12 protein-coding genes are annotated in these 15,007 nt (G+C 66.7%); 6 read left to right on the top strand and 6 right to left on the bottom strand.

The genetic code is table 11. The annotated features are described in order from the left end of the window. Positions 1-25 precede the first annotated feature (25 nt). On the top strand, positions 26-1,252 hold the full coding sequence (gene tyrS / locus RH91_RS14440; RefSeq protein ID WP_010163584.1) for a tyrosine--tRNA ligase: 1,227 nt from the start codon (positions 26-28) through the stop codon (positions 1,250-1,252). Positions 1,253-1,389: 137 nt separating this feature from the next. Further along, entirely contained in the window at positions 1,390-1,701 is a 312-nt protein-coding gene (locus tag RH91_RS14435; RefSeq protein WP_010163582.1) for a pilus assembly protein PilZ, read from the top strand. A 31-nt stretch (positions 1,702-1,732) separates the two neighbouring features. On the opposite strand, the gene recG is transcribed toward RH91_RS14435, so the two are convergent. Further along, complete coding sequence (recG, locus tag RH91_RS14430) at positions 1,733-3,790, bottom strand: ATP-dependent DNA helicase RecG (protein ID WP_010163581.1); 2,058 nt, start codon at positions 3,788-3,790, stop codon at positions 1,733-1,735. 85 nt (positions 3,791-3,875) lie between these two features. On the opposite strand from recG, the gene RH91_RS14425 reads away from it, so the two are divergent. Both RH91_RS14425 and mfd read left to right on the top strand, forming a co-directional pair. Next, a complete protein-coding gene (locus tag RH91_RS14425) occupies positions 3,876-4,142 on the top strand; it encodes an FAD assembly factor SdhE (protein WP_010163580.1) in 267 nt (88 codons plus the stop codon). A 111-nt stretch (positions 4,143-4,253) separates the two neighbouring features. Beyond that, positions 4,254-7,706, top strand: a complete 3,453-nt coding sequence (mfd, locus tag RH91_RS14420) for a transcription-repair coupling factor (RefSeq protein WP_010163579.1) — start codon at positions 4,254-4,256, stop codon at positions 7,704-7,706. Positions 7,707-7,871: 165 nt separating this feature from the next. Here mfd and RH91_RS14415 read toward each other — a convergent pair whose 3' ends face one another. After that, a complete protein-coding gene (locus RH91_RS14415; RefSeq protein ID WP_010163578.1) occupies positions 7,872-9,836 on the bottom strand; it encodes a putative bifunctional diguanylate cyclase/phosphodiesterase in 1,965 nt (654 codons plus the stop codon). A 148-nt stretch (positions 9,837-9,984) separates the two neighbouring features. On the opposite strand from RH91_RS14415, the gene moaA reads away from it, so the two are divergent. Together moaA and RH91_RS14405 are read left to right on the top strand one after the other, a co-directional pair. Next, on the top strand, positions 9,985-10,995 hold the full coding sequence (gene moaA, locus RH91_RS14410) for a GTP 3',8-cyclase MoaA (protein ID WP_029623885.1): 1,011 nt from the start codon (positions 9,985-9,987) through the stop codon (positions 10,993-10,995). Next, positions 10,992-11,771 carry an NAD kinase gene (locus RH91_RS14405; protein WP_010163576.1) on the top strand — a complete coding sequence of 260 codons (780 nt, stop codon included), beginning with the start codon at positions 10,992-10,994 and terminating at the stop codon, positions 11,769-11,771. The genes moaA and RH91_RS14405 overlap by 4 nt, the downstream gene beginning before the upstream one ends. Positions 11,772-11,798: 27 nt before the next feature. Here RH91_RS14405 and RH91_RS14400 read toward each other — a convergent pair whose 3' ends face one another. The 4 genes from RH91_RS14400 to RH91_RS14385 all read right to left on the bottom strand — a co-directional run bounded on the left by RH91_RS14400 (position 11,799) and on the right by RH91_RS14385 (position 14,875). Then, a complete protein-coding gene (locus tag RH91_RS14400; RefSeq protein ID WP_010163575.1) occupies positions 11,799-12,329 on the bottom strand; it encodes a GNAT family N-acetyltransferase in 531 nt (176 codons plus the stop codon). Next, a complete protein-coding gene (ndk, locus tag RH91_RS14395) occupies positions 12,322-12,744 on the bottom strand; it encodes a nucleoside-diphosphate kinase (RefSeq protein ID WP_010163573.1) in 423 nt (140 codons plus the stop codon). Before ndk ends, RH91_RS14400 begins: the two co-directional genes overlap by 8 nt. Before the next feature lie 85 nt (positions 12,745-12,829). After that, the gene (locus RH91_RS14390; protein WP_010163572.1) at positions 12,830-13,273 is read right to left on the bottom strand and encodes a DNA polymerase III subunit chi; all 444 of its coding nucleotides are present in this window, start codon (positions 13,271-13,273) and stop codon (positions 12,830-12,832) included. Between the two features lie 129 nt (positions 13,274-13,402). Next, positions 13,403-14,875 carry a leucyl aminopeptidase gene (locus tag RH91_RS14385; RefSeq protein WP_010163571.1) on the bottom strand — a complete coding sequence of 491 codons (1,473 nt, stop codon included), beginning with the start codon at positions 14,873-14,875 and terminating at the stop codon, positions 13,403-13,405. Between the last annotated feature and the right edge of the window lie 132 nt (positions 14,876-15,007).

The raw sequence follows: 15,007 nt of genomic DNA, 5'->3' as shown, positions 1-15,007 counted from the left end.
ATCGGACTTTTGTAGAGCAGTCGCCATGACCGACTATTCCTCCGATCTGCTCCGCCTGCTGTCGACGCGCGGCTACATCCACCAGCTGACCGACGCGACCGCGCTCGATACGCTTGCGGCCCGGCAGGTCATCCCGGGGTATATCGGGTTCGACCCGACCGCGCCGTCGCTCCACGTCGGCAGCCTGGTCCAGATCATGCTGCTGCGCCGCCTCCAGCAGAGCGGCCACAAACCGATCGTGCTGATGGGCGGCGGGACCGGCAAGATCGGCGACCCGAGCTTCAAGGATGAAGCGCGCAAGATGCTGACCGAGGATACGCTTGCCACCAACGTCGCGTCGATCCGGCGGATCTTCGAACGTTTCCTGACCTTCGGCGACGGGCCGACCGATGCGGTGATGCTCGACAACGCGCAGTGGCTCGACGCGCTCGAGTACATCCCGTTCCTGCGCGACGTCGGCCAGCATTTCTCGATCAACCGGATGCTGAGCTTCGATTCGGTCAAGCTCCGGCTCGATCGCGAACAGTCGCTGAGCTTCCTCGAGTTCAACTACATGATCCTCCAGGCCTATGACTTCCTGGAACTGTCGCGTCGCGCCGGGTGCCGGTTGCAGCTGGGCGGGTCGGACCAATGGGGCAATATCGTCAACGGAATCGAGCTTGCGCGCCGGATGGACGGGACCGAGGTGTTCGGCGTCACCACCCCGCTGATCACGACCGCCGATGGCGGCAAGATGGGCAAGACGATGGCGGGCGCGGTGTGGCTTCACGAGGACCAGCTACCGCATTTCGATTACTGGCAATTCTGGCGCAACACCGACGACCGCGACGTCGGGCGATTCCTCCGGTTGTTCACCGACCTGCCGCTTGACGAGATCGCGCGGCTCGAGGCGCTCGAGGGGGCCGAGATCAACGAGGCGAAGAAGATCCTCGCCGACGCAGCGACCGCGCTGTGCCGTGGCGCGGATGCCGCCGCCGACGCCGCCGAGACGGCGCGCAAGACGTTCGAGGAAGGGAGCGCCGGGGGCTCGCTCCCGACTTTCGTCGTCGAGGGCAGTATCGGGATCGTCGATGCGCTCGTCGGGCTCGGGCTTGCCGCATCGAAGGGCGAAGCGCGCCGTCTGATCAAGGGCGGTGGCGCGCGGGTCGGCACGGACAAGGTGACCGATGAGGCGCTGGTCGTCACGGTCGGCGACGAACCGGTCCGGATTGCGGCGGGAAAGAAGCACCACGGCCTTCTGGTGCGCGGCTGACGTCCGTCGCGCGTTGCGCTCAACCGCAAGTAAATCGGGCACATTCCAAGAGAGCTTACCGCGTGTTCACCGTATTCGTTACGGTCTGCTTCATCCGAAAGGACTAGCGCTACCAGAGCCGAACAAAGGAACGCGCGATGGCGAAGGCACTGGCTCTCAAGGCATCCAACCAACGCGCCCTGCAACGGGACGAAGTCCATTATCGCGCGCGCGCGACCGATGCCAAGGGGGCACCCGCCTCATTGCTGATCGTCAACATCACCGTAATGGGGATGATGGCACGCGGCGAAATGGCGGGCGATGTCGGCGATCGCGTGCGGATCACGCTCCCCGTGGTCGGCGCTGTGGAAGCGGAAATCCGCTGGGCACTCGGCGGGCGGATCGGGTTCGAATTCCCCCCGCCGATCGCGCTGGCCGATTATGACGCGGTGCTGAAAGCCATGGTGTAACGCGGGAGACTCGGCTCGCTACCGTTCCAACTCACCCAGACCGCAGCAGCGCCACCCCGGCATCCCGTTCGAACAAATACAGCGCCGTCCGCGCCGCCTGCCCCCGCGTGCCGTCCAAGCCACCATCGCGATCGATCAGCAACCGCGCATCGTCGGTCGCCACGGGAAGCAAGGCGCCGAGCATCTCGGGCGTCGCCAGCCGGAACCCCGCCTCCCCGGACTGACGCGTCCCGAGCAGTTCGCCCGCGCCGCGCAGCCGCAGGTCCTCCTCCGCGATGCGGAACCCGTCGGTCGTCTCGCGCATCAACGCGAGCCGCGCGCGCGATGTCTCGCTCAAGGATCCGCCGCGGATCAGCAGGCAGTTGGACTTGCCGCCCCCGCGCCCGACCCGCCCGCGCAACTGGTGAAGCTGCGCGAGGCCGAAGCGGTCGGCATGTTCGATCACGATCAGCGTGGCATTGGGCACGTCGACCCCGACCTCGATCACCGTGGTGGCGACCAGCACGCCGTGCCGCGCCTCCGAAAAGGCCTGCATCGTCGCGTCCTTGTCGGCGGGCTTCATCCGGCCGTGGACAAGCCCGACCGCACCCCCGAACCGCGCGCGCAGCGTCTCGGCGCGCGCTTCCGCCGCCGCCATGTCGCTCTTCTCGCTTTCCTCGACCAGCGGGCACACCCAATAGGCCTGCCCACCATCCGCCAGATGCCGCGCGAGCGCCTCGACCACTTCGGGGAGCCGATCCTCCGAGATCACGCGCGTTTCGATCGGTTGCCGGCCCGGGGGCATCTCGTCGAGCTGGCTGACGTCCATCTCGCCGTAATTGGCGAGCGTCAGCGTCCGCGGGATCGGCGTCGCGGTCATCGCGAGCAGATGCGGGCTGCGGCCCTTGGCCTGCAGCAGCATCCGCTGCGCGACTCCGAAGCGGTGCTGCTCGTCGACCACGACCAGCCCGAGGTCCTTGTACGCTACGGTCTCCTGGAAGATCGCATGCGTGCCGATCAGGATATGGATCTGCCCCGCGGCAAGCCCCATCAGCACGCCCTCGCGCACGCGGCCCTTGTCACGCCCGGTCAGCACCGCGATCTCGATCGGCAGGCCACCGAGCAGCCGCCGCAGCGATTCGTAATGCTGTCGCGCGAGAATTTCGGTCGGCGCGAGCAACGCGGCCTGCGCGCCACCCTCGACCGCGACGAGCATCGCGAGTGCCGCGACCAGGGTCTTGCCCGATCCGACATCGCCCTGGAGCAGCCGCAACATCGGTTGTGCCTGCGCCAGATCGCCCTCGATCTCGCGGATCGTCCGCGCCTGCGCGCCGGTCAGGTCGTAGGGCAACTTCAACGCATCGCGCAGCCGCCCATCGCCCGCCAGCGCGCGGCCCTTGCGCGCGCGCGACGATTGCCGGACCAGCATCAGCGCGAGCTGGTTGGCGAACAGCTCGTCATAGGCGAGCCGTTCGCGCGCCTTGGCGTCGGCGGGGTCGGCATGGATCCGCGCGAGCGCCTCCCGCCAGGCAGGCCATTCGTTCTTCGCGAGCAGCCCCGGCTCGATCCATTCGGGCAGATCGGGCGCGCGCTCGACCGACTGCGCGGCAAGCTGGCTCATCCGCCGCGAGGAAATCCCTTCGGACAGCGGGTAGATCGCCTCGCGCTCGGCCATGTCGCCGGCCTCGTCGAGCGGCAGGACATAGTCCGGGTGGACCATCTGCAGATCCTGGCCGTAATGCTCGAGCTTGCCCGACACACGCCGCGGCTCGCCCAGCGGCGCAAGCTTCTTCGCCCAGCCCGGATGCCCGCCGAAATAGACGAGGCTGACGTAATTCCCCTTGGCGTCGGTCGCCTGCACGCGCGTCGGCCCGCGCCCGTTGCTCGACCGGTAGGAGACCGCGGTCAGCGTGATGACGATGATCCGCCCCGAATCCGCCATGTCGAGCTCGTCGCGCGGCAGGCGATCGACCCAGCCGGTCGGCAGATGGAACGCCACGTCGACCACGCGCGCCAACCCCAGACGGTCGAGCGGCTTGGCCAGCGCGGGGCCGATGCCCTTCAATGCCGTAACTTCGGCGAACAATGGATTGAGGATGTCGGGTCGCATGTCTATCTGAAGCGCTCTTACCCCTCCCCGATCCCCGCCGCCAGCACCCGCGGACGGGTGTCGGGCAATTGTCGTTGGGATCCTTATGGACCGAGATATCCGCCTCAAGCGCCTGCATTTTCGCAGCCATCATCGTGGCACGAAGGAAGCCGACCTGCTGATCGGCGGGTTCTTCGATTCCGCGCACCAACGCTGGGACGACGCCGAGATCGCGCTGTTCGAGGATCTGATCGAGGAACAGGACGTCGACATCATGGCCTGGGCGATCGGGATGGAACCCGCGCCGGAACGCTACGCCGGGTCGATCGTCGAGGCGCTGAAGCAGCTCAATTACGTGCCGATCGCGAAATAAATCGCGTCACCCTGAACGTGTTTCAGGGTCCACTCCTCCACTCGGGCGGCATTCTCCGCTGCCCGGTGGACCCCGAAACGCGTTCGGGGTGACGGATACCAAGACCAGACCATGCCCAACCTTCAGACGATCCTCACTGCCAAGACCCCGCTGACACTCGCCGGCGTGCCGACCGGGTTCGAACCGTGGCTGCTCGCCGACCTGTCGCGGGCCGCGAAGGCGCGCGCGGTGTTCGTCGCGCCGGACGAGGCCGCGATGCGGGCGATCGCCTCGACCGCGCAGACGTTCGCGCCTGAACTGGAGGTGCTGACCTTCCCGGCATGGGACTGCCTGCCCTACGACCGCGCCTCCCCGACGTTGCGTGTCATGGCGGAGCGGATGGCGACGCTCCACCGGCTCCAGCAGGAGCCGAGCGGCCCGCAATTGCTGGTAACGACGGTCAACGCGGTCGCGCAGCGCACGCTGACCCCGTTCCGCATCCGCCAGCTCATCGCACGGCTCGCGCCGAAGGAGCGGATCGGTCGCGACCGGCTTGCCACGCTGCTGCAAGCCAACGGTTATGTCCGGGTGGAAACCGTTGCAGATGCTGGCGAGTTTGCCGTGCGCGGCGGGCTGGTCGACCTGTATCCGTCGGGGGAATCGCAGGCACTCCGGCTCGATTTCTTCGGCGACGAGATCGAAAGCGTCCGCACCTTCGATCCGGCCGACCAGCGCACGACCGGGCGGATCGACGGCTTCGTCCTGCTCCCCGCCTCGGAGACGTTGCTCGACGAGGACAGCATCAAGCGGTTCCGCGCGCGCTACCGCGAGCGCTTCGGCGCGACCGCGACGGGCGACCCGCTGTACCAAGCGATCAGCGACGGGCGTCGGCTCGCGGGGATGGAGCATTGGCTCCCGTTGTTCGAGGAGAAGATGGCGACGCTGTTCGACCATCTCGGCGATGACGCGGTCATGGTCCGCGATGCGGGCGCGGTCGCGGCGGCCGAGGCGCGGTTCGAAGCGATCACCGATTATCACGGCAATCGCGTCAAGGCGCAGTCGAGCGATCCGGGCAGCTATCGGCCGCTTCCGCCAGACGCCCTGTACCTCACCGCCAAGGACTTTGCGCAACAGCTTGATGCCGCCCCGGCGCATCGCATTACCGCGTTCCATGAACCCGAGAGCGCAAGCGTGCTCGATTTCGGCGTCGATGGCCCGCGCGACTTCGGCGCGGAGCGTGCGAGCGGCGTCAATATCTACGAAGCGGTCGTGGAACATCTCGGCAAGCTACGGAAAGACCGCAAGAAAGCGATCCTCGCCAGCTACTCCACGGGTTCGCGCGACCGCCTCGCCGGGCTGCTCGCCGACCACGAACTGACCAATACGGTCAAGGTCGACAGCTGGCAGCAGGCGCTCGGCGTCGGTGCCAAGTCGGTGGCGTTGTTGGTCCTGCCGCTCGACCACGGCTTCTCGGGGCCCGAGGTCGCGTTGCTGACCGAGCAGGACATGCTCGGCGACCGGCTGGTCCGGCGGAACAAGCGCAAGAAGTCCGCCGACGCGTTCCTCGCCGAACTGGCGATGCTGACGCCGGGCGATCTGGTCGTCCACGCCGACCACGGCATCGGCCGCTATGAAGGCCTGACATCGATCCCGGTCGGCCAGGCCCCGCATGATTGCGTCGCGCTGACTTACTCGGGCGGCGACAAATTGTTCGTGCCGGTCGAGAACCTCGAGGTTCTGACGCGCTACGGCTCCGACGCCGACGGCGCGAGTCTCGACAAGCTTGGTGGCGAGGCATGGCAGCGCCGCAAGAGCCGGATGAAGGAGCGCATCCGCGAAATCGCGGGCGAACTGATCGCGACCGCCGCCGAACGCGCGCTGCGACCGGCGGATACGATCGAGCGCGACAGCGGCTATGCCGCCTTCGTCGACCGCTTCCCTTACGAAGAGACCGAGGATCAGGATCGCGCGATCGAGGACGTCATGGGCGATCTCGAAAAGGGCACGCCGATGGACCGGCTCGTCGTCGGTGACGTCGGCTTCGGCAAGACCGAGGTCGCGCTGCGTGCCGCATTTGCCGCCGCGATGGCGGGGCTGCAGGTCGCGGTGGTCTGCCCAACGACATTGCTTGCGCGGCAGCATTTCAACAACTTCAAGGCACGGCTCGAAGGCTTCCCGCTCAACGTCGGGCGGCTGTCACGGCTAGTGCCGGCGGGTGAGGCCAAGACGACCAAGGAAGGCCTCGCGGACGGGACGATCGACGTCGTTGTCGGCACCCATGCGATCCTGGCGAAGGGTATCGATTTCAAGCGGTTGGGACTTGTCATCGTCGATGAGGAACAACGGTTCGGCGTCACGCACAAGGAACGGTTGAAGTCGCTCAAGGCCAACGTCCATGTCCTGACGCTCACCGCCACGCCGATCCCGCGCACGCTCCAGATGGCGATGTCGGGCCTGCGCGAACTGTCGGTGATCCAGACCCCGCCGGTCGATCGCCTAGCGGTCCGCACCTATGTCATGCCGTGGGATCCGATCGTGCTGCGGGAGGCGCTGCTGCGCGAACATTATCGCGGCGGGCAGAGCTTCTTCGTCACACCGCGGATCAAGGATCTCCCGGATATCGAGGAATTCCTTCGCGAATCCGTCCCCGAAGTGCGCTTCGTCGTGGCACACGGGCAGATGTCGCCGACCGAGGTCGAGGAGCGCATGTCTGCCTTCTACGACAAGAAGTTCGAGGTGCTCGTCTCGACCACGATCGTCGAAAGCGGGCTCGATATTCCGAGCGCGAACACGATGATCATCCATCGCGCCGATCGCTTCGGGCTGGCGCAACTCTACCAGCTTCGTGGTCGGGTCGGCCGCGCGAAGACGCGCGCCTACGCCTATCTCACCACCCCCGCCGACCGGATCCTGACCGAGACCGCGGAGAAGCGACTCAAGATCCTGTCCGATCTCGACAGCCTCGGCGGCGGGTTCCAGCTTGCCAGCCATGACCTCGACCAGCGCGGCGCGGGCAATCTGCTCGGTGACGAACAATCGGGGCATATCAAGGAGGTTGGCTACGAACTCTACCAGTCGATGCTGGAAGAGGCGATCATGGATGCCAAGGCCGGCGGCCAGCGGCTGCGCCCGAAGGACTTCTCGCCACAGATCACGGTCGACGCGCCGATCCTCATCCCCGAGACCTATGTCCCCGACCTCGACCTGCGGATGGGGCTGTATCGTCGCCTCAACGATGTCGAGGACCAGAATGCGCTGGAAGGATTCGCTGCCGAACTGATCGATCGTTTCGGCGCGCTGCCCGGACCGACCGAGAACCTCATCCGCCTCATCGAAATCAAGCTCAACGCCAAGAAGGCGTGCGTCTCGAAGATCGACGTCGGACCGAAGGGCGCGCTGGTCTCGTTCTTCAACGATGCGCCGCCGAATGTCGCGGGGCTGCTTGCGTGGGTCGCGAAGCTCGATGGGGTCGCGCGGTTGCGCCCCGATTCGAAGCTGGTGGTGACGCGCAGCTGGGGCGATCCCAAGGCGCGGCTGCATGGCGCGTTGCAGTTGTCGAAGGGGCTTGCGCGGGCGGCCGGGTAACGCGGGATCGTTTTCGCGGTCACCGCGCCCCTGGCACGAACCCGAATCGCCGCACGGTGGCCCCTGAAACGAGCTGAGGGTGACGGCGGAAGGGATGCCCGTGGTTCGCCTCCCGCTTCGACGACCCCGGGAAAAACCCTAGGTGACGGACGAGCGGTCCGCCCGCTAGCAAACCTTCGCGAGCAACGCGGTCAATGCCGTGACGGAAAGCGGCTCGGCGCACAGGAAGCCTTGATAAATCTGACACCCTTCCGCTGCGAGACCCTCGAGTTGCTCGGGAGTCTCGACCCCCTCGGCGATCACGGTCAGGCCAAGCGAACGCGCCATGTCGATGACCCCGCGTACGACGATCCGGTCGCGCGGCGATCCGGTAATGTCCTGCGCGAGTTTCTTGTCGATCTTGAGATAATCGAGCGGCAGGGCCTTGAGATAGGCAAGGCTCGAATAGCCCGTGCCGAAATCGTCGATCGCGGTCCGGCACCCCGCCCCGCGCAGCAGCGACAACAGTCCGGCCGCAACGCCGAGATCCTCGATCAGTCCGCTTTCCGTAATTTCGAGCGTCAGCCGCGTGCGCGGGAACCCGCTCGCATCGACCCGGTCGAGGAACAGATCGGCGAAACCCGGCCGGGCGATGTCCGCCGCGGTCAGGTTGAGCGAAAGCCGCAAGTTGGACAAAACCGCTGGCCAACTCGCCGCCTGCTTCAGTGCAACGCTCTGGATATGATCGGAAAGGCCGATTTCGAGATCCGCCCGTTGCGCCGCGGCGAACAGCGTTTCAGCGCCAATCGTGCCCAACGCCGGATGTTGCCACCGCGCCAGCGCCTCGACGCCGATAATCTCCCCCGTTGCAATCGCGACCTGCGGCTGGAGCAGGATGCCGATGTCGCCGCGTTCGATTGCATGGTGCAGTTCGACTGCAAGCCGGTCGATCGTCGCGCTGCCGCCGTCGGCGTCCGCGACGCGCAACGTCGCGCTGTCCGATTCGCGCGCTTCCGCCAGCGCTTCGCTCGCGCGGCGCAGCAACCGCGCGGCATCGTCCTCGGGGAACGCCTCGGCCAGCCCGATCCTGCACCCGAGCACCGCAATCGAATCGCCGCTGACAAAGGGCCGGGCGAGCGCGGACGCAATCCGTTCGGCGACAAGATCGATCCGCAACCGCGGCGCGCACATCGCCACCAGGAAGGTCGAGCCCCCCATGCGGGCAACCAGCGCATCGCGGCCGAGAATTTCCTGCACCGCATCCTTGACCCGCGTCTGCGCCGACCGCAGCAGCGCGTCGCCGGCAGCGCGCCCGTAGGCGGTGTTGACCATTTCGAAGCGATTGAGCGCGATCAGCAGGACGTGGAGCGGTCCGGCGGCCTCGCCGGCAAGATGCCGCGTCAGCCAGCGCCGTGCGCTACCCGCGTCGCGCGCGCCGGCAAGCGCCTCGCGCACTTCGGCGGCGGGTTCGGGCTTGCTGCCGAGCGGCTCGACCACCGCATCGATTCGCCCGGTGTCGGTATCCAGTTGCAGATGCTGGACGATTCGCCCGATCCCATCGAGATCATGCGCGAATGCCGTCGCAGGCCGCGTCCCGCTCATGCGGCGGATCGCGGCGGTCGCGGCAAGCCGGTCGCCATGATCGAGGTGCAGCAGCAGTGTCCGCAGGCGTGGTGCTTCGACGCAGTCGAGCAATGCCGCCAGACCGGGCGTCAGCAGCAAGGAGCGGGTTACCGGATCGTACCGCCAGCCGAGCGGGGCGAAAACCGCACCCGCTTGCCATTCGCGCGCCATCCGTTCCGCATGGCGTGAGGCGAAGCGCAATGCCTGGAGAAATTCGGCGTCGCTAAAGGGACTTGCGAGGAAATGTGTCGCGCCGGAATCAAACAGCGCGGTGATCGACCCATTCTCGCCACGCGACACCAGCGCAAGCAAGGCACCGCCATTGGCCTCAACCGCGCTGCCCAGTGCCGCGGTCGCTGCAATCCCGTCCGCGGTTGCGCCGCGCGCATCGATGACGGCCACCGCGGCACCGCTCGACAGGAACCGGCGCTCGGCCCCGCCGGCACGCCGCGCGGCGACGACCTGCCACCCGGCGGCAGCGGCAACGGAGGCGAGTTCGTCGCGCTGGCGGAACGACAATACGAACAACGGAGCGGTCTGCGGGGCGATGACGGACGTCTTTCTTCGATCGGCGGGAGCAGATGTGCCCGTCCGGGGTTTAGAAGATAACAACAAGATGTCCTAGGGTGTGCGGTGGGGTTGTTCCGTGCCAAATGAAGGCTTAGCTCACATAGCAATGACCACAGTCGCCCCCTCCCCGAACCGCCCGTTGCAGGATAGCCACGGGCGGACGATCAGTTATCTTCGGATATCCGTGACGGATCGTTGTGACCTGCGGTGTCGCTACTGCATGTCCGAAAAGATGACGTTCCTCCCCCGCAGTGCGTTGTTAAGTCTCGAAGAAATCGCGATCATCGCGGAACGGTTCATCGCCCGCGGGGTCACCAAGATCCGGCTCAGCGGTGGCGAGCCGCTGGTCCGGCGCGATGTCGGGGAGCTGGTGAAGCGGCTTGGCCGACATGTCGGGACAGGGCTCGACGAGCTGACGATGACGACCAACGGCAATGCGCTTGCGCAACATGCCGAGGCAATGGTCGATGCCGGGATACGGCGAATCAACGTCAGCCTCGACAGCCTGGACGCGGAAACGTTTCGCTACATCACCCGGCACGGCGACGTCGATCGCGTAACGGGGGGTATTCTGGGGGCGCGCGATGCGGGAATCGCGGTCAAGATCAACATGGTCGTCCTCAAGGGTCTGAACGAGGACCATGTCGCGCCGATGCTCGCGTGGTGCGTGGCGGAGGGACTCGACCTGACGTTGATCGAGACGATGCCGCTCGGCCAGATCGACGAGGATCGCGCGGACCGGTTCGTCCCGCTTCCGGTCGTGTTCGATCGTCTGTCCGCGCAATTCCCGCTGGCGCGTGATTCGCATCGCAGCGGTGGGCCGGCGCGCTACTGGCGGGTCGAGGGGACGCAGACGAAGCTCGGCCTGATCTCGCCGTTGACCGGGAATTTCTGCGAAACCTGCAACCGCGTGCGGCTGACGACGGAGGGCGTGCTCTACACTTGCCTCGGCCACGACGATAAGGTCGATCTCAAGGCGGTCCTGCGCGAGCAGGGCGTCGCGGGGCTCGACGCGGCGCTGGACGGCGCGATGCGGACCAAGCCCGCGCGGCATGATTTCGACATCGATGCGGCAGCTCCGGCGGTCGCCCGGCACATGAGCGTCACCGGCGGATGACCATCCCGCAGCGTCGGGCACTCGTCGCGTCGCCGACCCCGCCTGCGCAGGCCGCCTTTCAGGCATTGACCGAGACCCATGAGTGGGTGCCGCCCGAGGAAGCCGAGCTGATCGTCGCACTGGGCGGCGACGGGTTCATGCTGCAGACGCTGCATGCGATGCTCGAGCGTCGCAAGCCGATCGTGCCGGTGTTCGGGATGAACCTCGGGACCGTCGGCTTCCTGATGAACGAGTGGCGGTCGCATGGGCTCGAAGGGCGGCTCGAACGGACGAAGGCGTTCAAGGTCGTTCCGCTCGCAATGACCGCGACGACGATTTCGGGCGAGGTGTTCGCATTGCCTGCGATCAACGAGGTCTCGCTGTTGCGCGAGACCCGGCAGACCGCGAAGCTCGAAGTGACCGTCAACGACCGCGTCGTGCTGAGCGAGCTCGCGTGCGACGGGATCCTGGTGGCAACCCCGGCGGGATCGACCGCCTACAACCTCTCGGCGCACGGGCCGATTTTGCCGCTCGGGTCGAACATGCTCGCGCTCACCCCGATCAGCCCGTTCCGCCCGCGGCGCTGGCGGGGCGCAATCCTGCCCGACAAGGCGCGGATCGGGCTGCGCGTGCTGGAACCCGGCAAGCGCCCGGTCAGCGCGGTCGCCGATCAGCGCGAAATCCGCGATGTCGCCCTGGTCGAAATCGCGATCGATCGGACCCGCGAACTGACGCTGTTGTTCGACCCCGAACATGCGCTCGACGACCGGATCACGATGGAACAGTTCGTGGCCTGACCGTGCGCTACGGTAGGTGCCCCGACCTCAAACCGGTCGTGCGTATACCAGATCGTCATGAACGACCGCGCCGACGCGGAACTGTCGGGTGCCGATGACGGTGAACCCCTGGCGTTCATAGAACCGATGCGCGCGGTGATTCTCGCCCCAAACGCCGAGCAAGATGCGACGCGAACCGAATCGGATCGCGGAGTCGACCGCCTGTTGCATCAGCGCCGGACCAAGCCCGGAACCGTGCATGCGCGAGAGACTGTAGATCCGCCGAAGCTCGATATCGCCCGCCTCGAGCGGGACCGGAAGATCGATCGTGCTGGTGAGAACCGCATAGCCGACCGGCGCATGACCCGGGATGATCTCCCCGAGCAGCACCGCGTCGCGCGGGTCGCTCGCCCAGGCGGCGAAGGTTTCCGGGCGGTTCTTCGCGGCGCAATGCGCGACCATGTCGCTCCCGTCGAGCGACCCGGCGTAGGTATCCAGGAAGGTCGCGGACGCGACGAGCGACAGGGCATCGGCATCCGCCGGCCCCGCCGCCCGTACGCGCCAGTTGGGATCAGCCAACGATTTCTTCGGGCTTGAAGAAATAGGCGATCTCGATCTCGGCATTCTCGTCGCTGTCCGAACCATGCACGGTGTTCGCTTCGATCGACTCGGCGAGTTCCTTGCGGATCGTGCCGGCGTCGGCGTTTGCCGGGTTGGTCGCGCCCATGATGTCGCGGTTGCGCTGCATCGCGTTCTCGCCCTCGAGAACCTGAACGACGACCGGGCCCGAGATCATGAACGAGACGAGCTCGCCGAAGAAGGGGCGTTCCTTGTGAACGGCATAGAAGCCTTCTGCCTGCTCGCGGGTCATCTGGATGCGCTTCGAAGCGACGACGCGCAGGCCGGCTTCCTCGAGCATCTTGGTGACGGCACCCGTCAGGTTGCGACGCGTCGCGTCGGGCTTGATGATCGAAAACGTGCGGTTCGCGGCCATGACCGTGAAGCTCCTGTGTAATGAGAAAGGAATGTGCGCGTCCCCTAGTCGGGGCATCGGGGCGATGCAACCCGCCCGCTTGCGCTCAGGCCGCCTGCTCCCAGCGGCCTTCGTCATTCTGCTTCCAGTAGCGCCGGTCGACCCCGTCGCGGTCGCCGAGCGCCCGCCACGCCGCGCGCGCCTCGACGATTCGTTCGTCATCGAAGAAATGGAACGCGCGATCGAAGCCGAGCGCATCGTCCCGCCACACCCCATCGGCAATCGCGACGTTGCGCGCGGCATTGGCGGCGTTCGGTTCGGCGGAGATCAGGATCGGCTGCACCGCATCGGTCTCGTCGCCAGCGGCCTGCGCGTGCGGAAGGAAGCTTTCGGGCGCGTAGGTCCACAGCAGCCGGTCCAGCGCAGTGCGCTGTTCGCCGCTCTCGGCAACGACCAGCAGACGCCCGCCGCCGCCGACCACGCGCTCCGCGATCCGCGGAAGCACGCGGTCGAGCGGCTGGAGCGTCAGATGGTAGAAATCGACCTGCATTCAGACACCACTTACTCCATCAGTCACCCCGGCCTCGGGCCGGGGTCCGCCGTGCCGCACACCGGACGATTGTCGGAGCCGAACCACGGTGGACCCCGGGACGAGCCCGGGGTGACGCGGACCGTCGAATCAGCCCTCGAAATTGTCCGACACGAACCGGTCGAGCAGCCGCACGCCATAACCGGTCGCGCCCTTTTCGTAGTTCGACCCGGCCTTGTCCGCCCACACCATGCCGGCAATGTCGAGATGCGCCCACTTCACGCCGGTATCGATGTAGCGCTGGAGGAACTGCGCCGCCGTGATCGACCCGGCACCGCGTGGCCCGACGTTCTTCATGTCGGCGATCGGCGAATCGATCAGCTTGTTGTACGAATCGCTCAGCGGGAAGCGCCACAACAGGTCGCCCGACGCCTTGCCCGCCGCGAGCAGCTGGTCCGCCAGCGAATCGTCGTTCGCGAAGCAGCCGCCATGCTCATGGCCGAGGGCGATGATCATCGCGCCGGTCAGCGTCGCGAGATCGACGATCGTCTTGGGATGGTGCGTCCGCTGGACCCAGGTCAGCGCGTCGCACAACACGAGACGCCCCTCGGCGTCGGTGTTGAGCACCTCGATCGTCTGCCCCGACATCGAGGTCAGCACGTCGCCCGGGCGAATCGCGTTGCCGTCGGGCATGTTCTCGACGAGGCCGCACACGCCGATGACGTTCGCCTTGGCCTTGCGCCCGGCGATCGCCTTCATCGCACCGACCACGGCACCCGCGCCGCCCATGTCCCACTTCATGTCTTCCATGCCGGCACCAGGCTTGAGCGAGATGCCGCCGGTGTCGAACGTCACGCCCTTGCCGACCAGCGCCAGGTCGGGATCGCCCGCGTCCTTGCCGCTCCACTTGAGCGCGAGCAGCTGCGCGTTCTTGACCGAGCCCTGGCTGACGCCGAGCAGCGCGCCCATGCCGAGCGCGTGCATCTCGTCCTCGCCGAGCACCGTGACTTCGAGCCCGAGGCCCTCGACTTCGGCCAGCACCTTGGCGACGAAGCTCTCGGGATAGATGACGTTCGGCGGCTCGGCGACGAGCGTGCGGGTCAGTTCGAGCCCCTCGGTCAGCGCCTTCTGCGGCGCCCAGGCGGCGTCGCTGCCCTCGGGCGCGTTGTGGAGCACGATGCTCGTCAGCGTCGGCTTCGATTTTTCCGGGAGCTTGGTGCGGTAGATGTCATGCCGCCAGCCGCGCTGCGCCGCTGCGCCCGCGAACCGCGCGACCGCCTTGGGGCTGGCACCCGCGCTCGCGAAATCGACGCTCGCCTGCGTGACGCCCGACGTGGCCAGACGCCCGGTCAGCGCGCCGCCGGCCTTTTCATAGTCCATCTCGCTGCCGGCACCCGTGCCGATCAGCAGGACGCGGCGCGCGGTCCCGTTCTCGTCGACGAAGATCTCGACGATTGCGCCGGACTCGCCCTCGAACCGGCTCGCCTTGGCGGCGGCCTTGAGCAGATCCAGCGCAGCCGGTGCGACCAGCGTCGTCGTCAACCGCCCGAGCGCGTCCTTTTCGACGGGGAAGGCAAGCGTCGCATCGGATGCGGGTGCAGCGCTGGAAAACTCGATATGCATGGAAACGGGCCTCGATCGATCATTCACAATGAGTCGTCAGTCTCTAGGCCGTTGCACCGTCGGTGGCAAAGCGCGCGTTTGCCCGATTGCAGCGCGCCGATGTCGATGCGATAGGGCATGATCGACCAGCGG

The sequence above is a fragment of the Sphingomonas sp. PAMC 26617 genome, from assembly GCF_000242835.1.
Lineage (GTDB): Bacteria > Pseudomonadota > Alphaproteobacteria > Sphingomonadales > Sphingomonadaceae > Sphingomonas.
Note: the sequence above shows the minus strand (reverse complement) of the source record. Positions and strands in the feature narration are given on the sequence as shown.